The organism is Lujinxingia litoralis, assembly GCF_003260125.1.
In the GTDB taxonomy this organism is placed as follows: domain Bacteria; phylum Myxococcota_A; class Bradymonadia; order Bradymonadales; family Bradymonadaceae; genus Lujinxingia; species Lujinxingia litoralis.
In genome coordinates this window covers 97,751-123,553 of the sequence record NZ_QHKO01000001.1, presented here as the reverse complement: position 1 = coordinate 123,553, position 25,803 = coordinate 97,751, and the positions used below count along the sequence as shown (strand labels likewise).

Here is a 25,803-nt window from a genome sequence, read left to right as displayed (position 1 = left end):
GGTTAAAAGCCGCCGCCGAAGGGATCGAAGTCGAGATCGATGTCGATTTTCTTTTTCTTCTCGGTCTTTTTGGTCGTCGAGCGTGCCGGACGCGAGGAGCCGCTGGAGGACTTGCGCGTGGAAGAACGGCGCACGGTGCGGCGAGGTTCGGGCTCGGGCTCAGGTTCGGCTTCGGGGATCGGATTAAAGCCCAGCTCGACCACGCTCACCTGGGTCTCGGTGGGGCTGTAGACCGCTTTGGCGTAGGTGGTGTTGTCGACCTGGTAACCGGCCGGCATCAGGAAGAAGGCCACGGCGGCGGCGCCGATCACCGCTACCAGGAGCGCGGCGAGGACGAGAAGCTGCGTGGTGTTAGACTTTGCCGGGGCAGCCTGGGCCGGAGATTGCAGAGCGCTCTGCACCTGGGCCGCCGGTGCGGCAGCAGCCTGCGCGGTAGGCGGCTGTTCGGCGGCTCGGGGCGGAGCCTCCTGCTTGACCTCTTCGGGAGGTTGCCACTGACCGCTCTCTTTAAGTTCTTCGATGCGCAGCGCTTCGAGTTTCTGGGTGCGGCGTTTTTCGACCTCTTCCAGCCGGCTTTTCTCGGCGGAAAGGCGCGCTTCGGCCTCGGCGCGACGACGGATTTCTTCTTCTTCTTTGAGCCGTCGTTCTTCTTCGTCGCGCGCGGCGATCTCCGCAGCGATGCGTTGCTGCTCAAGCTCGGCCTCGGTGGCGGTATCATCCAGAATGCCGGCGAGCAGATCGCCGGCGTCGTCGTCGCTGGCCCATTTTTGGTTGGACACGGTCTTTCTCCTAAACCTTCGGCGCAGGCCGATCCACGTGAAGCTCTCCAGGGGCGCCGGTCCTCTCGATCGCCCGAGAACCGAGTATAGTGGCGGTGAGCCAGCGCGACAACCGGGCATCGGGCCGGATCAGCCTCGCATCGTGACCCGGAAGCGAAAGGGCCAGCGTTGGGCCAGGGTGAAGACTTCATCGTTGCGCAGCACATGGCGGGTGATCCGCCGCTCGTCGACGGTGATGCCCGAGGGACTTAAAAGGTCGATGAGCAGCACCTCGCCAATCTCCAGCGGCAGGATCAGCGCGTGCTCCGGTGCCACCGCGTCATCGGGGATGATGATGTCGCAACGTCCGGGGTGTCGGCCGATTTTTAAGCCGGCGCGGCGCAGTAAAATGCGCCCGGGCACCAGTCGGCCCGAGAGGTCTTCGAGGTAGCCAAAGGCTCGCGGCTCGGGCAGTGGCGAGGGTTCGGTGGGCTCAAAGCCGCGGGGATCGCCGCCGCGGGCGCGCCCCGGATCGGGGAGGTCATCCTCGTGGGCAAGCTCACGGCGAATGGCCACCCGGCAGCGACGCAGCGCGGCTTCCATCTCGCCGGCGGAGTAATAGCGCTCGTCGGGCTCTTTGTGCAGCGAGCGCATCACTGTTTCGACCAGGCATTCCGGGAGATCCTCGCGCAGGGTTCGCGGGTCGGCGGGGAGCTCCTGCTCAATGCGTTTCATCAGCGGGTAGCCCTCGTCGCCATCAAAGGGGACCTCGCCGGTGAGCATTTCGTAGAGGGTGACGCCCAGGCTGTAGAGGTCGGCGCGATGGTCGACGGTGCGCGGGCTGGTGAGCTGTTCGGGGGCCATGTAGACCATGGTGCCGACCAGGTCGCGGGATTCGGTCACGCGGCTGTTTTTGCTGCCGACTTCGGCCCGGGCGACCCCGAAGTCGGCGATTTTAACGCGGCCCTCGGGGGTGACCATGATGTTTTCGCTCTTGATATCGCGGTGCACCACGCCGTGATGATGAGCGTAGGCCAGGGCATCCAGGGCCTGGATAGCGATGTCGATGGCGACCAGCGCTTCGACCACCTCGACCTCCTCGTCGAGGATGTCGGCGATGGCCCGGCCGGGGACGAACTCCAGCACCATCGCCGGGCGGTCTTTGACGACCAGGGGCTCATAGCAGGTGACGATGCCCGGGTGCTGTCGTCCGAGCATGTTCTGAATGCGAGCTTCCTGGTGCATGCGATAGACCAGTACCTCGTCGCGGGCGCTCTCCTCGCTGAGCACCTTGATGGCCACCGGCATGCCGGTGGGGCGGTAGACGCCACGGTACACGGTGGCCATGCCCCCGCGCGCGAGCACGCGGCCAATTCTGTAGTTGCCGACGATCACGGCTGCATCCTTTGTTGAGCGACGTATGCGACGGTCGTCCATACCGGGTCGAGCGACCAGTATGCACATCAGGGGGCGCTTAGGCGACCCCCGGCAGGCGCGTCGAGGGGCGAAGTTTTGTCGGGGCGAGGCGTGGGGCCCACGACGTATCAGGTGGAACGCGGCAGATTTGACTCCCGGGAGGCTTTCTTGACAGGCCGCGTCAATCAGCTTATTCCCGAAAAGTAGGCGTTTTAGCAGCAGGTGCTGTTAAAGCGAGATCGCGAAGTCGTATCGAATCAAAAAAAGAGGTCGCACATGTTCCGTCTTGTTGCCCTGATGTTCATCGCTATGTTGGCGTTCACCGGCTGCGAAGAGCCGACTCCGGCCGAAGAAGCCGCTCCCACCGAGGAAGGCGCCGCTGAAGAAGCCGCTCCGGCTGAAGAAGCTGCTCCGGCCGAAGAAGCCGCTCCGGCCGAAGAAGCCGCTGCTGAAGAAGCCGCTCCGGCTGAAGAAGGTGGCGAAGAAGCTCCGGCCGAAGAAGCTGCCGCTGAGTGATCGCTGCAAAATCTTGGAGGCGCTTCGGCGTTTCGAGGTTTTGAAAGCCGACCGGGTTCTCCCGGTCGGCTTTTTTGTGTTCGAGGGCCCGGGTTCGGCTGCGCGGCGCGTTTCGGAAAGCGCCTTTCTCAAATCCCGAGTTCTCGGGAGGGCCCAAAGGGGGGAGGGGGCGTTTCCCGCGTCTCGCGAACAAGAAGTTATGCCCTGCGGTTGCGTCGCATGTGCCAGGTGGGGCATTTTGGGCGCGACCAGAGGTTGCGAAAACGACGCAACCCGCAAGCCCGATGCACGTTTAACACCACACTTCACACCGATGTTGCCAGGATGACACAGATCGATCAGGAACGCGCCCCTTCCCAGGCGTTGAGCTTTGAGCTGAAATGCACCGACGGGCGCGCGCGCCGCGGTCGGGTCACCGTAACCCACGGAAGTTTTGAGACGCCGGCGTTCATGCCGGTGGGCACCCGGGGGACGGTCAAGGGTATGACTCCGCGCGACTTGCGGGAGACCGGGGCCCAGATCTGCCTGGGGAACACCTATCACCTGAACATCGCGCCCGGGGCCAAGATCGTTAAAAAGCTCGGGGGGCTCCACGGGATGATGGGCTGGGATGCGCCGATCCTGACGGACTCCGGCGGCTTTCAGGTCTTTTCGCTCCCGAAGCTCGAGATCGAGGAAGAGGGGGTGACCTTTGCGTTTAAGAAGGGCGGCAAGGCCATTCAGCTGACGCCCGAGCGCAGCATGCAGATTCAGGAAGGCCTGGGCGCAGATATCATCATGGCCTTTGACCACGTGGTCGCCCACCCGGCGCCCTATCACCTGGCTGAGGAGGCCGTGTACCGCACCTCGCGCTGGCTGGAGCGTTGTCGGAAGGCGCATACCCGTACCGACCAGGCGCTCTTCGGGATCGTGCAGGGTTCGACCTTCCCCAACCTGCGCCGTCTTTCGGTGGAGCTTATCTGCTCGCAGGAGCTGCCCGGATACGCCATTGGCGGGCTTTCGGTGGGGGAGGGCCACCAGCTGATGATGGACACCATCGATCAGACTGAGCCCTTTATGCCCGCGGAGAAGCCCCGCTATCTGATGGGCGTGGGCTATCCCGAGGACCTGGTCGAAGCGGTCGCCCGCGGCGTTGATATGTTTGACTGCGTGCTGCCCAGCCGTCTGGCCCGATCCGGAATCATCTTCACGCGTCATGGGCGCTACCGGGTGACCAAGGGGCGCTACAAGGCCGATAAGTTCCCGTTGGATACCAACTGCAACTGCTACGCCTGCCGCAACTTCAGCCGGGCCTACATCAACCACCTGATCAACTCCAAAGAGATCCTGGGCTCGGTTCTGGCCACCCTGCATAACATCACCTTCTACCAGGACCTGATGCGCGCGATGCGCCAGGCCATTGAAGAGGGGCGCTTTGAGAGTTTCCGCCGCGCCTTTCTCGATGAGTACCTCTCGGATGATCGCAAAGAAGAGCTCGACCTCGAAGAGGTCCTCGGCGTCAGCGAAAACGAGGGCGACGATCTTCCCTGGAAGACTATCCACTCGGTGGTACCGCCCACGGCGGTGGAGGAGAACCGCCGGCGCTCGCGCCGTGACGCCGAGGTCAGCATGCCGGAGGAGCGGATGAAGGAGCACCGCCAGGGCTCCGGCAACGAGCGCAAGAGTGGGGCGAAGGGGGCGAAGCACGCTCCCCGCGGGTCCAAGGGGGGCAAATCCAAAGCCTCGGGCAAGGCCGGCGGCGCCAAAAAGTCGGGTAAGAAGCACTCCGGACGCGGCGGCTCCAAGCCCAAGGCCTAAGGCGGCATTGAGAAGGGGAGCGCCGGGCGTGTCCGCTGGCAAGGCGCTCGCAAATGGGGGGGCGACTCCCCGGGTGGACTGGCGAGCGCCCGTGCGTTGATTCGGCCGCGGCGGTGGGTGTGGGGGGCGTTGCGTGGTTTTGCGGGCACCGGCGCTCAAGAGGACCGGGGGGCGTGCACGCGAAGACGTGTGTTTCGAAGACTTTAGACGAGGGCAGTGTCCGTGAATCCGATCCGAGTGAAAAGCGAACCTGTCGACGGTGCGGATACGCCGGGGAAGCGTGGGGGAAGATGGTCCTTGCTACTGGCCGCGCTGGCGATGGTCTGGGTGGTGGCCGTGGCGATGCCGGTATCGGCCGGCGAGGAGCCGCCCGCTGAACTGGCGCAGGACTATCAGCGCTGGCGAGCCGAGGTGGATAAAGACCCGGTCGGGGTGTTGCGCGCGGTGGAGGAGGCGCCGAGCTTCGGTCCGGTCGAAGAGTTGCGTCAGCGCCTGCTCGCCGATGCGGCCCTCGGCGCCGGTCGCCTGGATGTGGCGGTGGAGGCGTTGCGCTGGTTGTACGAGGAGAGTGATGACGCCACCGAGCGCTTCGCCGCGGGGCTGGAGCGGGCCGAGGCGCTGGTGTTGCTGGGGAGCATCGCCGATGCCGAGGCCCAATTGCGCAAGCTCGGGCAAGCGGAGCCGTCCGGGCGTCGGGCGGATGCACGTTATCTGGCCGCGCGCCGGGCGCGCCTGCGCCACGATCTGGCGCTGGCCGGCGGGCGCGGCACCGAGGCGCGCTCCCGGGCGCGCGAGTTGCTGACCCGTTACCCGGCCGAAGATGCCACTCGCCGTGCGGGCTTAAGCGTGACGGTGTCGGAGCTCGACGACGCGCAGCAGGTGCGCCGGGGGCTGGCGCTCTACGAGGCCTGGGACTACGCCGGGGCACGCGTGGCTCTTGAGCCCTTCGCCGAACATCCCCAGGAGGGGCCCCGGGTACGCTGGCACCTGGCCGACATCGCGCTCAATCGTCTGCGCGATGATCCGCAGCGCGCCGAAGCGCTCTACGGGGAACTGGCCGCGGGGCGCAGTCGCTTTGCGGAGCCGGCCCACTATCAGTATGCCCGCGCGCAGATGCGCCAGGAGCGTTACGACGATGCACTCGACACGCTGGAGGCCTATCAGGCGCGCTATCCCCGGGGCACCTGGTCGGAGGCGGCAGACTATTACCGAGGCTGGCTTCCCTACGATCATCGCGAAAATGAGCGCGCCATTGAGGGCTTTCGTCGCTATATCGACAAGCGGGGCTACCGCACCGCGCGTTCGTCGTTGGTGCTGGGGTTCTGGGCCTGGGCGCATCTGCGCGAGGGGCAGTGGCAGGAGGCCATCGACGTCTACGAGCGCCTCTACCGCTACGGAAACATGCTGGTCGAGGGCAAGGCCCTCTACTGGCAGGCCTATGCGCATCTGAAACTGCGGGAGCCGGAGGGGGCGCTGGCTCGTCTGGACCGTCTGCGGCAACGCTATCCGGTGACCTACTACGGGATGCTTGGCGAGCAGCTGCGGGCACAGATCCAGGGTGAGGACCCCACAGCCTCCCGGGTCTGGTGGCCGGAGGGGGCCGGACAGGCCGATGATACTCCGCGGGTCAATGTGGAGGCGTTTCCCGAACATCGGCTGGGCGCATCCGATCGCCAACGCTGGCAGCACGTCCGTTGGCTTGTTGCATTCGGGGAGCCGGAGCGGGCGCGCCGGGTGTTTTTGCCGATGCGACGCCGCATGATCGCTGCCGCTCCTCAGGCGCAGCGTCTGGAGTGGATTCACGCGCTGGGGCAGTACGTGGGCGACTATCACACCATGTGGAACGAGGTCACCGGCGGGTCGATCTCAGCGATGCCCCGGCTTCCGGATACCTCGGCCATCGAGACAGTCATGGCCTACCCGCGGGCCTACCGCCCGGTGGTGGAGAGGGCCGCGGGGGAGTTTGAGTTACCCCCGGAGTTGATGTGGGCGATCATGCGCCAGGAGTCGCGTTACCGTCCCGGACAGATCTCGCATACCGATGCGGTGGGAGCGCTGCAGATGATTCCGGCGACCGCTCGCCGCATCGCCGATGAGCTGGGCACCGAGTATCAGGTGCGCACCTTTCACCGCCCCGAGGTCGGCTTTCGATTCAGCGCCTACTACATGCGCCGTCTCCTCAATGTGTTTGACCAGCGTCTGGTGTTGATGGCCGGCGCCTACAACTCCGGTCCCCAGGTGATCAAGCGCTGGGTCGACAAGAACCCCGGCGATGATTTTGCCGGGCTGATTGAAGAGTTTGAGTACAACGAGGGGCGAAACTATGCCCGAAAGGTCACCGAACATATGCTGCGTTACCTCTACATCTATGAAGACGATGCCGAGCGACGCGGGATGTGGTTGGACCGGATGTTTCCGCTCACCCGGGAGGTCGATCTTCCGGATGATGTGGGTTATTAGTGTCGAATATTCAATGGGTTATGGGTTCGGGATGAGGCTGGGATGACGCAAAAGAGAAAGGCATTTGTGGCCGGAGCCACCGGCTACACCGGGCAGCAGGTGGTGCGTATTCTGGCGGCGCAGGGCGTGGAGGTTGTCGCGCATGTGCGTCCGGATTCCGCAAGCCTGCAGCGCTGGCGCGACCAGTTTGAGGGGCAGGGCGCCCAGGTGGATACGACGGCCTGGGAGCCGGCGGCGATGCGTCAGACTCTGGCGGACATCGGGCCGGACCTGGTGTTTTGCCTGATCGGTACGACCCGTGCCCGCGATCGTCAGAGCGAGGCGGATGCCGGCTACGAGGCCATTGACTTCGGGCTGACCCGGCTCCTGGTCGAAGCCTGTGCGGAGAGCGCGCCTGCGGCGCGTTTTGTGTACCTCTCGGCGCTGGGCGTTCGTCCGGGCTCGCGTTCGGCCTATTACCGGGCGCGGTGGAAAGCCGAAGAGGCAGTTCGCGCCAGCGGCCTGGCGTATCTGATCGCGCGCCCCGGTCTGATTACCGGGCCCGACCGCGAAGAGAGCCGCCCGCTGGAGCGGGTGGCCGGCGTGGTCTCGGGCGCGCTCTTTAAAGGGGTGAGAGCGCTGGGCGGTAAAACGCTCTACGATGCTTATGCCCCCACCGATGCTCAGGAGCTGGGCGGTGCGCTGGTGCGCCGAGCCCTGGAGGCCTCAGAAGATGCGCTGGTCGTGGAGCCCCCGCAGCTTCGTCAGGAGCGCCCTCAGGCGTGATGCGCTCGACCTCCTCGCTGTCTGGGGGGCTTCAGTCTGCCATCACCACCGTGCCGGGGGCTTCGCAGACGCCTCGGGTGAGCTCCTGGCCGGTTGATGGGGCCGGGTAGTCGGCAAACTCTGCTGGCACCGACTGGCACCACCAGCTGGAGCAGCTGCGCTGGATCTGAAAGTGCAGGTGCGTGCCGCACACCCAGCCTGAGTTCCCCACGCGACCTACCACCTGGCCGGCCTCGACTTTGTCGCCGGGCTTCACCGTGACCGAGTCAGCCTCCAGGTGAAGGAGCAGCGCGTCGTAGCCGTTGAGAAGATCGATCACCACGTAGTTCGCATCCCAGCCAAACTCCGGGCCGCATCCATGGCGAGTTGAGTCATCGCGGACCATGCGCACTTCTCCGGCCGCCGGCGCGCTGACCGGCGTGCCCTCGGGAAGATCGAAGTCAAAGGCCCAGCGTCCCAGTCCCTTATGGCTGCCGACATCATGGGTCTGGGTGACTCGGTAGGCCGCCGAACACTCCCAGGGAAGGGAGAGCTCGGCGACCTCCGGGGCCGGCGTCGTGGGCGCGGGATGCGCCTGGGGGGAGGCGTTGGAGAGGGGGGCTGTCGCGCCGACCGAGGAGACCAGCACAAACGCGAGCGCAGCGAGCACGGCAAGGAGCGTGCCCGAGAGGAGATGTCGGACCATACCTGTTCTCTTCAACAACGGGGGAGTTCGGACCGTCTTCGGGGCGAAGAGGGTCGGTTCGTGTTGAAGAGAATGTGTAAGTTTCCGTTTTTATTTAAATTTTCTAGATGGCCCAGCGGCCCAGAAGCGCTTCGAGGTCACCCTCGACCTCGTTGAAGTCGCGGGCGAAGCGGTCCGCCAGCGATTCGCCGCGCTCCAGGATCGTCCGCAGCGGATCCAGGAAGGTGGCTTCGCTGGGGTGGTTGAACTCGCTGGCGAGCGCCTCCAGCCCGCGAGTGGCGATGGCCACGAGTTCGGCGGACAGCTCGGCGATGGGACCGTAGGCACTCTCGGCGTGAATGCCTCCGTGCATCGCCTGGAGGTAGAGCTCGCGATGTTTCGCTTCATCAAAGGGGTGAAAAAGATCGACGACCGCGCGACGGCTCGGCTCGTGATAGAGCAGGCCTTTCCAGAGCGCGGGAAGGGCCACGATGAAGTCGCGGGGCCCGCCATCGGCGCTGCGCACCTCGATGTACTGCTTGAGGCGCACCTCCGGAAAGAGCGTGGAGGCATGCAGCTCAAAGTCGCCGAGCACCGGCGAGTAGTCGGGGTGCTTGCCCTCGACAAAGTCGCGGAAGGAGTACCCGGCCAGGTCGATGTAGCCTTCTTCCCGGCGGATGAAGAACATCGGAACATCGAGCAGGTACTCCAGGTAGTCGGAGTAGCCCCAGTCGTTGCGGTACATAAACGCCGGGACGCCGCTGCGATCGGGATCGGTGCGCGTCCAGATGTGGTTGCGGAAAGACTGCATACCGGTGGGTTTGCCCAGGCGCACCGGGCTGTTCGCAAAGAGCGCGCCCACCAGCGGGCTGGCCAGCACGCCGGTGCGGATGATGTCGGCAGCGTCGTCTTCGCTCACGTAGTCGAAGTTGGCCTGAATGGTACAGGTGCCCTTCATCATCCAGTGCGCCAGGTCGCCACGGGTGGGCAGGTAGTTGCGCATAATGCCGTAGCGGGCTTTGGGCATCCAGGGGACCTGGTCGAGGTCGTAGGTCGGGTTGAGGCCCCAGGGGGCAAAGCGCAACCCGGGGCCGCCGGCGGCTTTGACCTCGGCGAAGTGGGTGTCGATCTCGGCGGCGGTATCAAACACCGTCTTAAAGATCGCCCCGCTGAGCTCAAACTGGCCGCCGGGCTCCAGGGTGATGGCGGCCCCGTCGCGCACCAGCGCTACCAGGTGTCCCCGGTCCAACGCAGTGGCCTCCCAGCCGTGGTGGCGTACCAGGTTTTCGAGCAACTCGCCGATTCCCCCGGGTTCTTCGTAAGAGGCCACGCGCTGGCCGGGCACCTTGAAGACGAATTTCTCGTGTTCGGTGCCCACGCCGCGGTGGCGCCGATCTTTTTCACCGGCACGGAAAAAATCCAACAATTGTTCGCGGTCAACAATGGGCGATGTGTCGATGCTCTGGTCGCGGGACATGTACGGCGTCTCGGGGAAAGATATGAAGAGGGGGGGGAACGTACCTCAAGGGTGCGTCAGGTCTGGCGGTCGGCCCGGTGAGGGCCGCCTGGTGGCGGGTCACACTAGAAGATGCGTGGCCTGGGGATCAACCGCGCACAGACAAGCAACGAGAGTGTCGAAAACTTCCCGGGAAGGGACGATTATCGCTTCTCCGGGCGCTTGCTGGAGAATCCCGCGCTGTGCTTAGTATGTGCACGACGAATCGGACGCGACGAATTGGAGGATGCATGACGTGTCAAAAAGGTGTGCCCGGTGGATGGAAGGTGTGTGTGCTGGGCGCGCTGGTATGCCTGGGATCGGCCTGCGCCAGTGCTCCGCGAGGGCCGGTGGCCTGGTCGGACGCAGCCATTGAAACCTCTCCAGCCGCGGCGCAGAGCCCGGATGAGGACGCCCGGTTTGCGCGAGGCGAAGACGGCTTTCTCTATGTGGTCGGTGACGCGGACTTAGAGGTGGGGCAGCGCGTCTACGGCCGCTACGACGGCGTCTGGCCCATGGAGAATACCGCGCCGCCGGCACTCTTCGTCGGAAAGGTCGTCGAAAAGAGTCAGGAAAGTTGGCGGGTGCATCCGCTCTACACCTTCCCAGATTCCGATGTGCTGGCGCTGCGGCCGGTCGGGGCCGATGGCGAGCGCGAGAAGATGGGCAAGGGCGTGGGGACGCTGACGGAGGTTGATTTCCGCGGTCCCACGCATCTGGGGATGGACCTCGGGGGCGTCGATGGTGTGCAGCGTGGTGATATGTACATGATCTTGCGCCCTGGTCAGGTCGAGGGGCAGGCGCCAGACCTGCTTACGCGGCGTCTTTTGGGCGTGTGCATGGTGGTCGAGGTAGAGGCCGAAGCCAGTACCTGCCGGCTGCGCCCTGGACACAGCGATTATCCCTGGGCGGGGACGATCGCCGTTGGCGATCGGGCACTTTTTGCCGAGCCTACCTTTGGCAATGCCCCGGCCGAGGCGGTGATCTACGTCAGTGCTGTGGAGGGGAATGATGAACTCACCGAGCGGGTGGTGACCTACCTACAGGCCTACGTCGATCGCATGCCCGGGGCGCGTGTCAGTGTGGAGCCTTTCTACGACGCGGTGGATGCCACCGATCCCAACTTCCATCGCTGGAGCCGACTGGCCGAGAGCAACAACCGGCCGGCGCTTCTGGTGGGGCTGACCCGGGTGGAGCATGAAGAAGGCGCCCATCTGGTGATCAACTACACCGGGTTGAGCCCGGCGTTGGGTACCGGCATGGTCGCCGCTCCGCCCGAGGGGGGCGTGGATATGGGGCGTATCGATCTTCTTAGTAGCGAAGATTTCTCCCAGGTGGGAGCCACCGTGTTGGGCTCGTTGATGGTGTATCGAGGTCAGAATGCCGAGGCGCTGGCTCACCTGCATGACGTCTTGCGCGATCCGCGGATCGAGGGCCCCTGGCGATGGCACGCACGCGACCAGTACGCGATGCGCTGGGCGGCGATGAAGCACTACGATGAGGCTCTCTGGTTGGTGCTCCAGGATGAAGCCATGGCCGCCGGAGACGAGCGTGCGTATCTCAACGCGCTGGGCACTCGGGTGCGCCTGCTCGACTTTTTGGAGAAGCCCCAGGCGGCGCACAGTGCTGCCGGGGCCTATCTGGAGGCCCGACAGGCCGAACGCCCGGAAACCAGCTACCTCTCGGCGCTGGCCATGTACGGCGAAATGAGCGCGTCGGTGGGTGACTTTGAGCGCACCGGTCAGGTGATCGATGAGATCGTGGAGAGCTGCCCCGACAACTGCCAGGGCGACGCTATCGGACTCCTCGCCGGAATCTACTGGTCGGTGGTTGAGAGCCCGGAGCTGAGTTCACGCATCGTCAGCGAGATGCTCGCTCTCGGTCGCAATGATAGGGACTCCATGGCCGGCGTTCGCATGTTCCAGGGGTGGAACGCCATGGGCGAGCGAGAGTTCGACGTGGCGATGATCGCGTTTTTGGAGGCGCGGCGGCTTTTTGAAGAGAATGGGGCAAGCTACGGAAAGGCGCGCGCCGATCTCTACCTGGCTATTGTGCAGATGGGACGCGATGAACCTCAGGCCGCGTTTGAACACGGCATCGAAGCGCTCAATGCGATGACGGCGTTCAACGATTACACCTCGACCAGTCAGGTCTACGACTACCTCAGTGGGCTTTACGGCGATATCGATACCTCCAGGCGTCCCGAGGCTTACCTGGGCGGGGCGCCGCGGATTTTACAGGCTAATCTGCAGGCGCGTCTCTCCAGCGGCAACTACAGCGCGGCGGCAGATGCGGCCTTTGGGCTGGCGCACTTTCTCTTCCGGGTGGGCGAACTCGAAGACGCCAGGAGCTTGTTTAAACGTTCGGTTACGCTGGGGTTGAGGTCGACGCGATTTGATATCTGTGCGCTGGCTCATCTTTTCCTGGGCTTGGCGGCGCGGGCCGAGGGCGATATGGAGACCTTCCAAAAAGAGGTCATGCGCGCCCAGCTGATGGGCGAGCTGGCTGAGGACTCCACGATCGATGAACTCATTCAGAACCTGCTCTCGCCGCAGGGTGGCGAGAGCGTACCCACGCAGTTGTTATGACCGAACATGCCGTAAAAAAAGCTCCCCTTCATGTGCTCCAGATGCAGCCGGTGCTGATCGAGAAGATCTGGGGCGGACGCAAGCTGGCCGACCTCTTTGGAAAGGAGCTGCCGGCTCAGGGCCGCTATGGCGAGAGCTGGGAGGTTGCTGATTTGCCCGAGGGGCAATCGAGCGTGGCCGCCGGTCCCCTGGCAGGTTGCACGCTCTCCGAAGTTGTCGGGATGTGGGGGCGAGAGCTCGTGGGTACGGCGGCCCCCGACGCCGCGCGCTTTCCGCTTCTGGTGAAACTGCTGGATGCCAACGCGGACTTGAGTGTGCAGGTGCACCCGGGGCAGCAGCATCTGGCCGAGCTGCCGGGCGCTCATTCCAAGGATGAGTGTTGGATGATTCTGGATGCCGAACCCGGTGCTTCCATCGTGCATGGTCTCAACGGGGAGGTGTTGCCCGAAGCATTTGCCGGGGCCGCGCGAGAGGGCACGCTCAAAGCGGTGCTGCATCACGAGGAAGTGCGTGCAGGAGAGGTCGTACGCGTGAGTCCGGGCACAATTCACGCGATTGGTGCCGGGGTGGCGCTGCTCGAAGTTCAGGAACCCTCCGATACGACCTACCGGGTCTACGATTATAATCGTCCCGGTCTCGACGGGGAGCTGCGTGCGCTGCATCTTGATGAGGCCATGATGGTGAGCCGTTTATGCCCCTCTGCCGAGGTGGCGCTCGCACCGATAGCGCTGGGGCAGGGGGTAGAGCTGCGCGTGGACGCCCCGGGCTATCGGCTGGAGACCGTCCACGTTGCCGGTCAGGCCGATGTAAGCTGGGAGATCGCTCGGAGCTCGGCGCAGGTGATCTACTGTGTAGCCGGAGCGCTTTCGCTGAACGACGGGTTGGGCGGGAAACTTGAGCTGAAGGCGGGACAAACAGTCGTGGTGCCCGCGGCGCTGGGGCGGGTCCAGGGGCAGGTGAGGGATGCCCGACTTGCGGTAGCAGGGCTGGGCGGCGACCTGCTCTTGCGCGATCTCCGAGTGGTGAGTGTCGGTGCCGAGGTTGCGCCGGTTTGACCACGAGCGTGTGTTGACGCGGAGATCAGGGCGTGGTGAACGCGCTCGGGTCTTCGGCTAGAGACACTCGCCGATAAACAAAAAGCTCCGGGCTCTCTTGGGAAGAGCCCGGAGCTTTTTTGTGCCCGGGGGCGACCTAGACCTGGGCGGCGCTCGGAGCCGCGGCTCATATCTCGGTAAGGCCTTATGACACCCAGGCAGCAGGTCGCCGGTCCGACGAGGGGGCACAGGCTCGCGTGGCCAGGGATGTTCGCCATCACGGCGCAAGCTGAGGCGTCGATCTGTGCGACTCTCGGTTCACGCGACGCACGCGCGTGAATCAAAAAGCCCCGCGTCCTCCGTGTGGGAGGGGCGGGGCTTGTGACTTACTTAGGTCGTAGTCTGGACCAACTCGGCGAAACCTTCATTTTGTTTAGAAGGGGTTGGGAATGCAGAAGTTGCCAAATCCGAAGGTATTGCCGCAGAACAACCCGTCGGGGCACCCTCCCTGAAGATTCATAAAGCTGCCATCGCAACCCGAGCAGAAGAAGCCATCGCAGGTCAGGCCGCCGTCGCAGGTGCAGTCAGGGTTGCACATGCCGCAGCCCATGTCTCCGCCGGCACCCGAGCAGGTGTTGGTGGCGGGGTCACAGAAGCCGGGGAAGGGGCAAGAGGTAGGATCGTTAGGGTCGCAGGAGGAGCCGGCGTTGGGGATCACACAGGTGCCGCTGGCACTGCACTCGTAGCCGGCCGGGCAGGCGGTCGGGTCGGCGTTGCAGTCGGGAGCCTGGCCGCAGAAGCCGTCGATGCAAAGCTCGCCACCGGAGCAGTCAGCCGCGCCGACACATTCCACACAGCAGTTGCCCATGCAGTAAGGGGTCCCGGCACCGGCGGCGCCACAGACACCGGGCTGGTCGGTGGAGCAGGGGGTTGCGCAGCCCTGCTGCTGCTCGCAGACTCCACCGTTGCAGACGCGCCCACTACCGCAGTCGTTAGTGGTCAGGCATTGGACGCATTCACAGGCGTTGGCGTCGAAGAGCGGATGGGTCGGAGTGCAGGAATCCGGGCTGATATCGGCACAGGTGTTGGTTTTGCAAGTGCCAGTGGATTCGTCACAGTACTCACCGCTCGGGCAGCTGGCTTCGGGCAGGGTGCAGTCGGGCTGGCAGGTACCATACCCCTCGATGCAACGCTCACCGGGCTGGCATTCGACCGTCTGGCAGTCCACCACCGGAATACACTGCCCGGAGGCCGGATCGCAGAACTCGGCGTCAGCCTGGCAGTCGTCGATGCTCTCACAACCACCGCTGGAGCCATCAGGAATGCACTCGCCGGCGGCGTTGCAGATCTCGCCATCGTCGCAGTCCCCGGCGTTGCGGCATTCGGGAGCTACGGAGGAGCCTCCGCAGACGTTATTGACGCAGGCCTCGCCATTGGGGCAGTCGTCCGGCGAGTAGCACTGGGGGGCCGAGCAGGAGCCATTGGGGCGCTCGTCGGTGACCAGGCAAATCTGGTCGTGCGAGCAGAATTCGCAATCGGCGACCACGCAGAGACTATTGGCGCCGCAGACAGTGCCCAACTCGCAGTCGGTGTCTGTTACGCAGGTGCTGGCCGCAACATCGTCGCTGCTGCAGCCGGCAGTGAGTGCAGCCACACTCAGAATCAGCGTCAGCGACATCAGAAAGCGGCGTGTACATTGCGCCATCGTCAGCGATAATTTCGTCGTTTTCATCATGTTACATTCCCGGTGTATCGGTGCGTCAGCTCTCCGACCATGGAACGCTCCAGACGGCAACGAGGCCGAACTCAAAAGGAGCTTCCACGGTCAGCCGGAAGGCTGAGACGCGGGGGTTCAGTTTACCCTTGAAAGGACTGACCATCATACGGGTTTCGCCTTGTAAGTCAAACGCTTCTATGTTGTCTTTTCGGCGACCGGGTCGGAACAATGACGACTTAAAATCTGGCAAAGGCCATCATGCGCAATTTGATCAGTACAGGCTTACGAAAGCTGGTGAAGAATGAGTCGCGGTACCCCAGGGGGCAACGCAACGCGGTGGTGATCGCCGTGGCGACCGTCAAGGGAGGGGTGGGCAAGACGACGACCGCCGTCAACCTCGCGTGTGGGCTGGCAACCTTTCACAATAAGAAGGTGTTGCTTATCGATCTCGACGCTCAGGGGCATTGCTCCACCAGTTTGAGTGCGGCCTTGCCTGCGGTGGGGCCGGAGCCGACGCCGATCAGCGAAGTGCTGCTCAGCGATGAGCGACTTGATGTGCTCGATGCCAGGCGCGCCACCACCATTGAGCGGCTGGATCTGACGCCGGCCGATCAGGGGTTGGCCGAGGCCGAGGGCCGCATCAGCCAGAAGATCGGCAAAGAACTCCTTCTGCGTGACGCGCTGGAGTACGCGCGCACGCACTACGATGTAATTCTGATGGACTGCCCGCCGAACAAGGGCAACCTGACGCTCAACGCGCTGCTGGCCGCCGATCAGGTGCTTATCCCCACCGATCTCTCGCCGCTGAGTGTTCAGGGGGCCGATGAACTCCTGGATACGGTGCTGACAATTCGGGACCGTCTGCATCACCGTGTCGAGATTCTGGGGGTGGTGCTCACCCGGGTCGACGGGCGCAACGTCACGATCAATCAGGAGATCCTTCAGAGCATCGAAGCGGCCTGGGGCGACCTGGTACTCGAGCAGTCGATCGGGATTAACACGCAGTTGGCGCGGGCGCAGCTCAGTGGAGAGTCGATCTTTGAGCATGCTCCACAGAGCCGCGGAGCTCAGCACTACCGGGCGCTGGCCGACGAAGTGATAGCGCGCCTGGCCTGAACCGGTGGGATGTTGCTTGCGCCTGACCCTCGGTCGACCTAAGAGCGTAGGGGGGGGCCGCCGAGGCCCTCGGAGAGCAACGATATCATGCATCGTTAACGCGATGGAGATGACGCGATGAGCAAGCATCCTGTGGAAGTCCCTGTGGGGCTGAATGCCTTTGTCGATAACGCACCCGTTTCACCATCCGACCGTGTGTCGCGAGGGTTGAACTTTGAAGAGCCGCTGATCTTTGAGCGCAGCGAGCCCGGGCGTCGCGGGTTTGTGTTCTCGGAGAGCGACTGGGATGTCGAACGCATCGATGTGGCCGGGGAACTCGGTGGGTTGATGCGTACCGAAGATGCCCGGCTCCCGGAGGTGACCGAGCCCGATGTGGTGCGTCACTATACCCGGCTCAGCCAGTGGAACTACGCCATTGATACGGGGTTCTATCCGCTGGGGTCGTGTACGATGAAGTACAACCCCAAAATCAACGAGGCCGTTGCGCGGCTTCCCGGGTTTGCGCGTCTGCATCCCTACATGCCCGAGCAATGGTGTCAGGGGGCGCTGGAGCTGCTGTGGAATCTGGAGCGTCTCCTCTGTGAGGTGGCGGGCCTGCCGCAGTGCTCGCTGCAGCCGGCCGCCGGCGCCCAGGGGGAACTTACCGGCCTGATGTGCATTCGCGCCTATCACCAGGCGCGCGGCGATGTGAAACGCACCAAGATCATCGTGCCCGACTCCGCGCACGGCACCAACCCGGCGTCGGCGGCATTTAACGGGTTCAGCGTGGTGGAGGTGCCTTCGAGCCCGGACGGGACGCTCAGTGCGGCGTCGGTGGCCGCGGTGATGGATGACACGGTGGCCGGGTTGATGATCACCAACCCCAACACCATGGGCATCTTTGAGGGGGAAATCGCCGAAATCTGCAAGATCGTCCATGAGGGGGGCGGCAAAGTCTATATGGACGGTGCCAACATGAACGCCATCCTCGGGAAGGCTCGCCCGGGAGACTTTGGCATCGATGTGATGCACTACAATGTGCATAAGACCTTTTCGACCCCTCATGGTGGCGGAGGGCCGGGCGGTGGTCCGATCTGTGTGAGTGAAGACCTGGCGCCTTTTCTGCCGGTGCCCCGGATCGAACGCCACGACGAAGAAGGGGAGGTCCGCTTTCGGCTCGTGCGCGAGGGTTACGAGAGCTCGGTGGGGAAGGTCAAAGCCTTCCTGGGGAACTTCCTGGTGTACGTGCGGGCTTACACGTATCTGCGCGAGTACGGCAGCAATCTGCCCCGGGTCAGCGAGCGCGCCGTGCTCAATGCCAACTACGTGCGCAGCCAGCTCAACGACGTGTTCAACGTGGCCTACCCGGGGATCTGCATGCACGAAGTTGTCTTTGATGACAGCTCGTATAAAGCCGGTGGTGCGACCACGCTCGATATCGCCAAGCGCATGATCGACTTCGGGATCCATCCACCCACCACCTACTTCCCGCTCAACGTGCCGGGCGCGCTGATGATCGAGCCCACTGAGACGGAGTCGTTGCGCACCCTGGATGAGTTTCTCGCGGTGATGCGGACCATTCACCGTGAGGCGGTGGAAGCGCCCGAGAAGCTCAAGGGGGCGCCGCATAATGCGTTTCGCACTCGTCTGGATGAGACGGCTGCGGCACGCCGGCCGGTGCTTACCTACCGTCATGCGCAGGCGCAACGCGAGAATCGTTAACGCTCTGCGATACGAGTATAGTGACCAAAAAAGCGCCCCCCGCCAAGGGGGCGCTTTTTTATGCCGGAGGGCGAAGGTTCAGAGGCCCATGACCTTGGAGACGATTTCCTTCATGATCTCGGTGGTGCCGCCAGCGATGGAGAGGAGGCGCGCGTCGCGCCAGGCGCGGGCCACGGGGCCTTCTTCAACGTAACCCATCCCACCGTGGAGTTGCAGGCAGCCGTCGATGACCTTCATTGCGTGTTCGCCGGCCAGCATCTTGGCCATGGAGATTTCGCGCTGGCAGGGGATCCCGCGCTCGAAGAGCTGGGCGGCGTGGTAGGTCAGTGCACGGCATGCCTCAAGCTGAGTTTCCATTTCGGCGAGCTTGTGGCGAGTGACCTGAAAGCCCGAGAGGGGGCGATCGAAGGCATGACGTTCCCGGCAGTAGGTGATCGTTTCATCGAGCACGATCTGAGCGCTGGCGATGCCGGTGAGGGCGCCGACCAGCCGCTCTCCCTGGAAGTTTTGCATGATGTAGTAGAATCCGGCTCCCTCTTCGCCCAGCATGTAGCGCGCCGGCAAGGCGCAGTCTTCGAAGAAGAGCTCGGCGGTGTCGGAGCAGTGGTTTCCGATTTTTTCGAGTTTCTGGCCCACGCTGAATCCCGGCGTATCGGTCGGGAAGAGAAAGAGGCTGATGCCGCCGTAACGGTTATCCGGGTCGGTGCGTACTGCCAGGGTGATAAAGTCGGCCCGGGTGCCGTTGGTGATCCAGGTCTTCTGGCCGTTGATGATGAAGTCGTCGCCCTCGCGCTGCGCGCTGGTTCGGATGCCGGCAACATCGCTGCCGGCACCGGGCTCGGAGATGCCCAGGGCGGCGATCTTTTCGCCGCGGAGGGCGGGGATTAAAAACTCTTCTTTTTGCTCCTGTGTGCCCAACTCGGCGATGACGGGCGTGGCCATGTCACTCTGGACCAGAAGCGCCATGGTCAGGCCGGCCATCGAGGCCCGTGGGAGCTCTTCGGCCAGCACCGCGGTATGCCAGATGTCGCCTCCCGAGCCCCCGAGTTCTTCGGGGTAGCGACAGCCGATAAACCCCAGCTCGCCCATGCGTTCAAAGACGTCGCGGGGGAACTCGCGCGCGGCTTCCCAGTCGTCGGCGTGCGTGGCGAGTTCGTTGAGGCAGAAGTCGCGCACGGCCTTGCGAAAGATGTCGTGCTCGTCGGTGAACTGGGCATACTTTTTCATGCGCACGTCTCCCTGGGCGTCTGAGTTTTTAGATAGGGCTCCAGTGTACGAGAGCCGACTCAGGGCAACAAGGAGTTCGGGCCGCGCCGGGCTCACTCAAACATGTTGCTCATGGCAAAGAACGCGATCTTTTCGTTGCTCTCGCGCAGGCGCGCGGAGAGCGTGGCCACAAAGCTCCAGAGGATTTCATTGGCCAGGTCGCGGTCGTCGCGCATCAGCTTCAGGAGGGCGTCGCGCTCCAGCACGCCCAGGTGACAGGTCCCGCCGGCGATGGCATGCGCGCTGCGGCGAGCATGTTCATCCAGAAGGGCCATCTCGCCGAAATAGGAGCCGGCTTTTAAAAACGCCAGTGCTTCCTCGCCGACGCCGTGAATGTCTTTGGAGATGCGCACCTCGCCATCCAGGATGATGTAGAGGGCGTTGCCCGCATCGCCTTCCCGAAAGATGAGCTCGGCCGGTTTGGGGTGAAGGGTGGTGGTGATGGCCAGCAGCGACTCCAGCGCGCGATCGCTGATGCCGGCAAAGAGATCGACGTCGCGCAATGTGGAGATGTCGAGAAACTTCCAGCTCATGGGCTCCTCATGAGGGAGGTGGGGCCTGCAATGCACGGGGCAGAGTAGGAACGAGTGTACGCGCTGGGAAGGCCAGAGCATAAAAAAATCCCCGAAGTCTTGGGACTTCGGGGACACATAACCGCGATGGCGCCGGGCTTATTCAACCACGGTGATCGGCAGCGTCGGGCTCTCAAAGAGGAGCTCGTCGTCTTGTGCGCGAAGCTCGAAGAGCACGGCACTTTCGCCGATGGCGAGGCCCTCTACGTCGAGGTGGTCTCCGTGGACCTCGACGGCGACCACGGTGTCGGGGCTTCCCGGGGCAATGCGGGCGACCAGGTTGAGGGTGGTGTCGTCGAGCACGACCGGATCACCGGCCTCGTCGAAGAGCTCCACACCGACTTCCAGGGACTGACCGACAAAGAGTTCGGGGAAATCACCATGCCAGTGATCACCGTGGGTGTCCGCCCAGACATCCTCGGTCTGTGGGTCGATGAGTACGACCGTGTAGGCGTCGGAGTGGTCGCCGTGGTCTCCGTGGTCTCCGTGGTCTCCGTGGTCTCCGTGGTCGCCGTGGTCGCCGTGGTTGTCAGAGTCCTGAACCGGGGAGTCCTCCTCGCCACAGGCAGCGACGCCAAGCGTCAGGGCGGAGATGAGCAGAAGAAGAGAGAGACGTCGGGTGAGCAGCATACAATCCTCGGGGGGAGAAATGGGATGGAATTCGGCACCGGGCTTCGGCGCATGTTGTTGTGTAGTAGAATGAAGATGTAAATGCAATGTGTTTGCGTTTGCGGTTCATAAAAGCAACACACGCGTACATTCGGGGCTCAACCGGCTTCCGGGATAGCGAGGGCGTAACGCGGTGAGTCCCCGAGGCGCCTCGGGGAGAGGTGCCGGGGGCCACGGGGGCGCTATTCTCCCGAGGCGGCGGGTGTTGAGGCGAGGCGCCCACGCAACAGGGGCGCGGCGTGAGAGACCCGTCGGGGGAGGGCTAGCTTTAGGGAGGAGGAGGGCTCAGAGGGTCAGCCCGAAGACCAGACGTTGGCTGGAGGGGGCGACATCGTCGGGAAGTTTCCACGCGGCGATGCGGCGTTGGAGGCACTGGCTCAGGCCTTCGGAGAGTTCTTCGGGGCCGGCGTTGAGGTTGACCTGCTCAATGGTGCGGTCGGCGGCGAGCTCCAGATGAACGCTGAGGCGGTAGGTTTTCCCGGTGTCGCGGGGGCATCCCTGCAGCGAGAGGGACTGATCGCGGGCCCAGCTTAGCAGGCGCTGGCGATCTTCGGCCGACGTGGGCGGCGGGCTCGGAGGCAGCGGCGGATCCTTTTTGACGGGGGCGGGCCTGGAGGGTTTGGCCGGCTGTGGCGAGGGCTTCTCGCGCTCTGCGGGCGCCTCGGGGCAGACCTCGACGATGCGCTCGGTGGGCGGGGGGCACTCCACGGGTTCCGCGGCATCGGGGGTGGGAGGAGCGCAGAGGCGCGGGCCCAGGAGCAGGCCCACGGCAAAGCACATGGCCATTGCGGCCACCTGGGAGGCGATCTGGGAGGTGCGGCGTTGCATCCGATATCCGAACTTCCAGGTTCAGCGCAGCGCGCGCTCCAGGGTGGACGCGGCGGTTAGCGCGGCGCGCTCGGAGCGCGAGGAGAGGGCGGTGCACACATCGATGTTGTAGCCGGAGGCTCCCTTCGTGCGGAGTCCATCGAGTAAGGGGGCGAAGTAGGCGTCTGGCGAGGGCTCCATCACGTCGAGGGTGGCCGCGGGGAAGTTGGGTTCGGCCAGGCATTGATCGGCAAAGCGCTCAAAGCTGATGCCTTCGGGGGTGGCGACCGAGAGGTGGAAGATGCGCTCGGCAGGCAGGCCGGAGGGGCCCGGGAGGTTGAGCCAGCTGGCGAGCTCCCCACTCTCGTGGGTGAAGTAGTTGGCGGGGGACTGTCCGTTGAGCTGGCAGGCGGCGCTCTGGTGGGCGCAGCGCCGGGCGGAGGCACTCAGGTAGACGACGACAAAGCCGTCGGCCGCCTCATGGAAGTAGGCGCTGCTGTCGGAGCCGACGCCGGTTGGATCGAAGATGGCGGCGCGGTCGAGATCCAGGCCCAGCGCCGCCAGGTTTTCGCCGACCCCGTCGCTTTGTTGGTCGAGGTGCCGTTGGCCTTCATCGCTGATGTAGTAGAGCAGGGTCTGGCTCAGATCCAGGAGTTGACCGGGGCCGCCTCCGCCGGTGGAAGGATCGACGGTGGGTTCTTCGCCGTCGACGGGTCGTTCATCGGGGAGGTTATCGGAGGGATCGCTTTCCGAGCCGAGGGAGCCCCCTACGCTGCTCTCCGAGCCGAGGGAGCTTCCCGCACTTACCTGAGCGCCCCGGCCGTAGATCAACGGGGGGGTATCGCCCTGGCGGCGGTAGAGCGGGGCCACACCCACCCGGCGCGTCTGAATGTTGTACTCCTGCATGGCCAATTCCAGGTGGCCCAGAAAGCGAGAATAGCCAGTCATGAGATTGGCCGCGCCCCGGGGAAGATCGACGAGGACCAGGATGTCGACGACCTTCGGATCGGGCTCTTCACCGGGACCGGGAGGCGGGTCGACATAGCGAATCAACGTGCAACCCGGGAGCGACAAGAGCAGCGCAGCAGCGAAGGCGAAAGGGAAGAGGCGTCGCATCAGAGGACCTCGGGTTCGGGGGGCGGAGCCTGACGGGCGTGGGCGCCACGGCGGAGCGCGTTGGTGTTGTAGGCCGCGACCTCAAAGCCGTCGCGTTCCAGCGTGGTGCGCAGCGTCTGGGCGAAGACGCGGCGGGCCTCCAGAAACTCCACGCGTGTGGAGGGGATGTCCAGCGAGAGCTCGGTGGCCAGCGCCTGTCGGGTGGAAGCCGGCGAGCGCGCCAGAAGATGATCGGCGATATCGCGGCGAGTGCCGCGCATAAAGGTCGCCAGGGTTTCCACCGGCAGGCGGTGCAGGGCGTTGGCGAGGGGCTCGTCGGGGACGTGCAACGCGGTCGATTCGAGCAGCAGCTGGCCCAGTGCGGCGTCGGCGACGGCGGGCTTTCTGGACAGAAGATCGCGCAGAATGTCTTCCTGCTCTCGGAGCGCGAGGGCGTCGATCATTTCCAGGACCATGGAGGCCTGGCCCTGAGCTTCGCGACCGGCGTCGATGAACTCCTCGGCCACCGCGCGCTGGCGAGCGGCGAGTTCCCGGGCCTGGGAGCGGGAGAGCGCGTCGGCTTCGCTGGCTTCTAGCAGCAGTTCGCGTCGCTCGTCGGTCTCCAGACTTTCCAGGTAGCGGGAGCGCACCACCGCCGAGAGGCGCGTGAGCACAAAGGCGCGTTCGCGGCGCGTGCAGCTCTGCAAAAGCGTGGCGATGTGGGCCAGTCCCAGGCCTTCGAGGAACTCCCACTCGGCGTCGGTGGAGCCGTCGTCCAGGACCTGCTGAGCGGTCAGGCGGGCGCGCGCCTTCTCGGCGATGGCATGGGCCTCGTCGGCGTCCAGGGGCTGATCGCGCAGGGCGACCTCGCGGGCGATGGCTTCCATGGGGCCGCGCAGCGAGGAGTCACGGCGGACGTCGTCCAGAATGCTGGAGCCCACCAGACGCACCAGGAGGGCAACGTCGGCGGGGGCTTCGCCGATCCATACGCGCAACATCCGGTTGAGAAGCGGGCGCGAGTGTTTGAGCTCGGCGCGCAGCTCATCGACGTCGGGCATCGGGCGCTGGCGAGCCTCGGTGGCGCTGCCCTCAGCGGTGGAGGGCTCGCTGGCCGGGGAGTCGCGGCGCTCGGTCAGGGCTTCCAGGCGTCGCAGGATGGTGATGATCAGGAAGCTCAAGATCAGCAACGTGGCCAGCAGGGCGATCCAGGGCAGAAGCTCTTGCCAGAGGGGGCGCTCCGGAGACGCGGGCGTCTCGGGCGCGGCGGCAGGCTCAGCCACCGGCGCCTCCTCGGGCATCTCTTCGGCAACGGGCAGCTCCGGCATGGGTTGTGGGCGAGGAAGGGGGCGCGGTTCCTCCCGCATCATGGGAGGCATCGGCGGGAGTTGGGGCTCGGGGAAGTCCAGAAACTCCGGGCGAATCTCAATGGTAGGAGCGATGTCCTGGAGTCGGAACTGAGCCATGCGCGCGATGTTGGCGCGGAAGTTCTGCGGCAACTTGCTGTCGAGCAGCACCGTGGCCTCAATGCGGCTCACCCGGGTCTCGTAGCTTGAGCCGGCGACCGAGTTGCCAAAGCCCGGGGTTACCCGGCCCACGGCGCGTGGGGCGTCGACCACCGCGCGAAGTTCCACCAGCTCGCAGCGCCCCGGGCAGAGCCTGGCGAGCATGCTCTCGAGCTCGGCGCGGGCCAGGGATTCGGCACGGGCGCGGGTGCCCTCGATAGCGGCGCGTTCGCCGGCGCTTCCCTGCGCCAGGGCCGGGGAGGCGATCAGCAGGGCCAGGGCGCTGAGCCCTGTAATAATAAGAAGACGCAGAGTGCGAAGCATCAGAGGTTCTCCTGGGGGCTGTCCGAAGCGGTGTCGCCTGGGGAGGTGGGATAGAGGCGTTGCACAAGATCGGGATCGAGGGTGTCGATGCGAATCACCACCCGGCGGTTGGCCGCGCGGACCTCGGCGCGGGTCTGGTCGTCGAGCGCGTCGAGGGCTCGGGTGTCCAGCAGATCGACTTCGGTGGCCGGGCGGGTGTCGGCAAAGCCCTGCACCGACATCCGCCGTGGGTCGAGGCCGGCGCTTTTAAGGCGTTCCATCACGTGGATGGCCCGCGAGGTCGAGAGCTCCCAGTTGGAGCGGTAGCGTCCCGAGACGATCGGGACATCATCGGTGTAGCCCTCGATGACCAGGCCGTAGTTGGGGGCCAGGTCGTGGACCAGGTGGCGTTCGATGGGCTCAATGACCGGGAGGGCGCGGGGGCGAAGATCGGCGCTACCCGAGTCAAAGAGCAGGGCGTTGGAAAACTGAACTTTTAGTCCCTCATCGTCGAGCAGGGTCTGGACCTCACCGCCGAGAGCCTGCTCCTCGATGATGCGATCGATCTTCTCCTGGACTTCGTAGAGGTTGCCGGCGCGCTCGCCGGTAAACGCCTGGACGAGCAGGTCGTACTTGGTCTGAGCGATGGTCGAGATGGAGAGGAGCAGGATCATAAACGTGAGCAGGATCGTCATCATATCGGCGTAGCTGACGATCCACCCGGCCTGTCCGGTGGGAATCTCTTCGGTGAAGCGTTCTTGAATCAGGCCGCTCACGCGCTCCTCCGGGTGGGTTCCACCGGGGTCAGGGTGGTGGTGCGTCCCTGCGCCAGGAGGTTTTGGAGTTCGTGGAGGGGACGACGGCGCGCGATTTTGAGCATGCCGTCGACGACCAGGTTGAGGTTGTCGGCGCGCTGCAGGCGGCGCTGCCCGATGAGTCTGGCCAGGGGCAGGTAGAGAAGGTGGGCCAGGATCAGGCCGTAAAAGGTGGTCAAGAGGGCGATGGCCATGCCCGGACCGAGCTTCTCGAAGTCGCGCATGTTGGCCAAAAGCTGAATCAGTCCGATGACGGTGCCGATCATGCCCATGGCCGGGGCGAAGTCGCCCAGGCTGCCGAAGACGCGCTCGCCACTCTGGTGGGCGTTTAACTCACGACGACCGATCACCATCGCATCGAGCTCCAGCTCGTCGGGTCCGGTCTGCTGCAAGAGCTGGCGTCCCAGGTGCTTGAACATCGGGTCGGGCTCACGCTCCAGGACCGCCGAGGCCTCGGCGGGGCGTTCGGCGCGCAGGGCCCGGGCAAAGGCCAGCAGATGCTCCAGCAGGCGATCGCGCTCGGCGGCTGGATTCCCCCAGAGCGAGCGGCCCAGTCCTTTGAAGGCCTGGGCGATGACGCCAAAGCGGTAGGTCATGATCATCAGCCCGATGGGGACGCCGCCGAGCAGGATCGCGGAGTAGAGGTTAAAAAAGCCGCTGAATTCGTGGCTGATGTATTGAAAGGCCGTCAGAAACGTAGCGACGACGATGAGGGCACCGATCAAAACGTGCATGGCAGCTCCGGGG

General features: G+C 64.5%; 21 protein-coding genes. 8 read left to right on the top strand and 13 right to left on the bottom strand.

What is annotated here, in order from left to right:
• Positions 1-2 precede the first annotated feature (2 nt).
• On the bottom strand, positions 3-779 hold the full coding sequence (locus tag DL240_RS00510; protein WP_111727897.1) for a hypothetical protein: 777 nt from the start codon (positions 777-779) through the stop codon (positions 3-5).
• 129 nt (positions 780-908) lie between these two features.
• A complete protein-coding gene (locus DL240_RS00505; RefSeq protein ID WP_158542255.1) occupies positions 909-2,153 on the bottom strand; it encodes a serine/threonine protein kinase in 1,245 nt (414 codons plus the stop codon).
• A 297-nt stretch (positions 2,154-2,450) separates the two neighbouring features.
• Between DL240_RS00505 and DL240_RS00500 the strand changes: the two genes are divergently transcribed.
• From DL240_RS00500 to DL240_RS00485, 4 genes are all read left to right on the top strand, one after another.
• The gene (locus DL240_RS00500; protein WP_111727895.1) at positions 2,451-2,690 is read left to right on the top strand and encodes a hypothetical protein; all 240 of its coding nucleotides are present in this window, start codon (positions 2,451-2,453) and stop codon (positions 2,688-2,690) included.
• Between the two features lie 324 nt (positions 2,691-3,014).
• Positions 3,015-4,487 carry a tRNA guanosine(34) transglycosylase Tgt gene (tgt, locus tag DL240_RS00495; protein WP_199589686.1) on the top strand — a complete coding sequence of 491 codons (1,473 nt, stop codon included), beginning with the start codon at positions 3,015-3,017 and terminating at the stop codon, positions 4,485-4,487.
• A 222-nt stretch (positions 4,488-4,709) separates the two neighbouring features.
• On the top strand, positions 4,710-6,947 hold the full coding sequence (locus DL240_RS00490; RefSeq protein WP_146618019.1) for a transglycosylase SLT domain-containing protein: 2,238 nt from the start codon (positions 4,710-4,712) through the stop codon (positions 6,945-6,947).
• 42 nt (positions 6,948-6,989) lie between these two features.
• Positions 6,990-7,712: an NAD(P)H-binding protein gene (locus DL240_RS00485; protein WP_111727893.1), complete on the top strand. Its 723-nt coding sequence runs from the start codon at positions 6,990-6,992 to the stop codon at positions 7,710-7,712.
• 31 nt (positions 7,713-7,743) lie between these two features.
• On the opposite strand, the gene DL240_RS00480 is transcribed toward DL240_RS00485, so the two are convergent.
• Entirely contained in the window at positions 7,744-8,397 is a 654-nt protein-coding gene (locus DL240_RS00480; protein WP_111727892.1) for a M23 family metallopeptidase, read from the bottom strand.
• A 103-nt stretch (positions 8,398-8,500) separates the two neighbouring features.
• On the bottom strand, positions 8,501-9,853 hold the full coding sequence (locus tag DL240_RS00475; protein ID WP_111727891.1) for a glutamate--cysteine ligase: 1,353 nt from the start codon (positions 9,851-9,853) through the stop codon (positions 8,501-8,503).
• A 269-nt stretch (positions 9,854-10,122) separates the two neighbouring features.
• Between DL240_RS00475 and DL240_RS00470 the strand changes: the two genes are divergently transcribed.
• Complete coding sequence (locus DL240_RS00470; protein ID WP_146618018.1) at positions 10,123-12,459, top strand: tetratricopeptide repeat protein; 2,337 nt, start codon at positions 10,123-10,125, stop codon at positions 12,457-12,459.
• Entirely contained in the window at positions 12,456-13,514 is a 1,059-nt protein-coding gene (locus DL240_RS00465; protein ID WP_111727889.1) for a type I phosphomannose isomerase catalytic subunit, read from the top strand. The genes DL240_RS00470 and DL240_RS00465 overlap by 4 nt, the downstream gene beginning before the upstream one ends.
• Before the next feature lie 412 nt (positions 13,515-13,926).
• On the opposite strand, the gene DL240_RS00460 is transcribed toward DL240_RS00465, so the two are convergent.
• Positions 13,927-15,228: a hypothetical protein gene (locus DL240_RS00460; protein WP_146618017.1), complete on the bottom strand. Its 1,302-nt coding sequence runs from the start codon at positions 15,226-15,228 to the stop codon at positions 13,927-13,929.
• A 276-nt stretch (positions 15,229-15,504) separates the two neighbouring features.
• On the opposite strand from DL240_RS00460, the gene DL240_RS00455 reads away from it, so the two are divergent.
• Positions 15,505-16,326, top strand: a complete 822-nt coding sequence (locus DL240_RS00455) for a ParA family protein (RefSeq protein WP_158542254.1) — start codon at positions 15,505-15,507, stop codon at positions 16,324-16,326.
• A gap of 117 nt (positions 16,327-16,443) precedes the next feature.
• Positions 16,444-18,027, top strand: coding sequence for an aminomethyl-transferring glycine dehydrogenase subunit GcvPB (gcvPB, locus tag DL240_RS00450; RefSeq protein WP_111727886.1), 1,584 nt, complete (start codon positions 16,444-16,446; stop codon positions 18,025-18,027).
• Positions 18,028-18,105: 78 nt separating this feature from the next.
• On the opposite strand, the gene DL240_RS00445 is transcribed toward gcvPB, so the two are convergent.
• The 8 genes from DL240_RS00445 to DL240_RS00410 all read right to left on the bottom strand — a co-directional run bounded on the left by DL240_RS00445 (position 18,106) and on the right by DL240_RS00410 (position 25,790).
• Complete coding sequence (locus tag DL240_RS00445) at positions 18,106-19,254, bottom strand: acyl-CoA dehydrogenase family protein (protein WP_111727885.1); 1,149 nt, start codon at positions 19,252-19,254, stop codon at positions 18,106-18,108.
• A 92-nt stretch (positions 19,255-19,346) separates the two neighbouring features.
• On the bottom strand, positions 19,347-19,826 hold the full coding sequence (locus DL240_RS00440; RefSeq protein ID WP_158542253.1) for a cyclic nucleotide-binding domain-containing protein: 480 nt from the start codon (positions 19,824-19,826) through the stop codon (positions 19,347-19,349).
• 138 nt (positions 19,827-19,964) lie between these two features.
• On the bottom strand, positions 19,965-20,495 hold the full coding sequence (locus DL240_RS00435; RefSeq protein WP_111727883.1) for a hypothetical protein: 531 nt from the start codon (positions 20,493-20,495) through the stop codon (positions 19,965-19,967).
• Between the two features lie 324 nt (positions 20,496-20,819).
• The gene (locus DL240_RS00430) at positions 20,820-21,362 is read right to left on the bottom strand and encodes a hypothetical protein (protein ID WP_111727882.1); all 543 of its coding nucleotides are present in this window, start codon (positions 21,360-21,362) and stop codon (positions 20,820-20,822) included.
• Between the two features lie 21 nt (positions 21,363-21,383).
• Positions 21,384-22,457: a hypothetical protein gene (locus tag DL240_RS00425; protein WP_111727881.1), complete on the bottom strand. Its 1,074-nt coding sequence runs from the start codon at positions 22,455-22,457 to the stop codon at positions 21,384-21,386.
• Complete coding sequence (locus DL240_RS00420) at positions 22,457-24,262, bottom strand: hypothetical protein (RefSeq protein WP_111727880.1); 1,806 nt, start codon at positions 24,260-24,262, stop codon at positions 22,457-22,459. Before DL240_RS00420 ends, DL240_RS00425 begins: the two co-directional genes overlap by 1 nt.
• Positions 24,262-25,017, bottom strand: a complete 756-nt coding sequence (locus tag DL240_RS00415; RefSeq protein ID WP_111727879.1) for an OmpA/MotB family protein — start codon at positions 25,015-25,017, stop codon at positions 24,262-24,264. Before DL240_RS00415 ends, DL240_RS00420 begins: the two co-directional genes overlap by 1 nt.
• Positions 25,014-25,790 (bottom strand): motility protein A, encoded by a 777-nt coding sequence (locus DL240_RS00410; RefSeq protein WP_111727878.1) that lies wholly within the window; start codon positions 25,788-25,790, stop codon positions 25,014-25,016. Before DL240_RS00410 ends, DL240_RS00415 begins: the two co-directional genes overlap by 4 nt.
• Positions 25,791-25,803: the final 13 nt, after the last annotated feature.

Coding starts and splice junctions, on each gene's coding strand:
- DL240_RS00420 (WP_111727880.1), bottom strand. CDS start 24,262: ATGCTTCGCACTCTGCGTCTTCTTATTATTACAGGGCTCAGCGCCCTG.
- DL240_RS00445 (WP_111727885.1), bottom strand. CDS start 19,254: ATGAAAAAGTATGCCCAGTTCACCGACGAGCACGACATCTTTCGCAAG.
- DL240_RS00410 (WP_111727878.1), bottom strand. CDS start 25,790: ATGCACGTTTTGATCGGTGCCCTCATCGTCGTCGCTACGTTTCTGACG.
- DL240_RS00475 (WP_111727891.1), bottom strand. CDS start 9,853: ATGTCCCGCGACCAGAGCATCGACACATCGCCCATTGTTGACCGCGAA.
- DL240_RS00430 (WP_111727882.1), bottom strand. CDS start 21,362: ATGCAACGCCGCACCTCCCAGATCGCCTCCCAGGTGGCCGCAATGGCC.
- gcvPB (WP_111727886.1), top strand. CDS start 16,444: ATGAGCAAGCATCCTGTGGAAGTCCCTGTGGGGCTGAATGCCTTTGTC.
- DL240_RS00460 (WP_146618017.1), bottom strand. CDS start 15,228: ATGATGAAAACGACGAAATTATCGCTGACGATGGCGCAATGTACACGC.
- DL240_RS00485 (WP_111727893.1), top strand. CDS start 6,990: ATGACGCAAAAGAGAAAGGCATTTGTGGCCGGAGCCACCGGCTACACC.
- DL240_RS00500 (WP_111727895.1), top strand. CDS start 2,451: ATGTTCCGTCTTGTTGCCCTGATGTTCATCGCTATGTTGGCGTTCACC.
- DL240_RS00465 (WP_111727889.1), top strand. CDS start 12,456: ATGACCGAACATGCCGTAAAAAAAGCTCCCCTTCATGTGCTCCAGATG.
- DL240_RS00435 (WP_111727883.1), bottom strand. CDS start 20,495: ATGCTGCTCACCCGACGTCTCTCTCTTCTTCTGCTCATCTCCGCCCTG.
- DL240_RS00440 (WP_158542253.1), bottom strand. CDS start 19,826: ATGAGCTGGAAGTTTCTCGACATCTCCACATTGCGCGACGTCGATCTC.
- DL240_RS00425 (WP_111727881.1), bottom strand. CDS start 22,457: ATGCGACGCCTCTTCCCTTTCGCCTTCGCTGCTGCGCTGCTCTTGTCG.
- DL240_RS00480 (WP_111727892.1), bottom strand. CDS start 8,397: ATGGTCCGACATCTCCTCTCGGGCACGCTCCTTGCCGTGCTCGCTGCG.
- tgt (WP_199589686.1), top strand. CDS start 3,015: ATGACACAGATCGATCAGGAACGCGCCCCTTCCCAGGCGTTGAGCTTT.
- DL240_RS00470 (WP_146618018.1), top strand. CDS start 10,123: ATGACGTGTCAAAAAGGTGTGCCCGGTGGATGGAAGGTGTGTGTGCTG.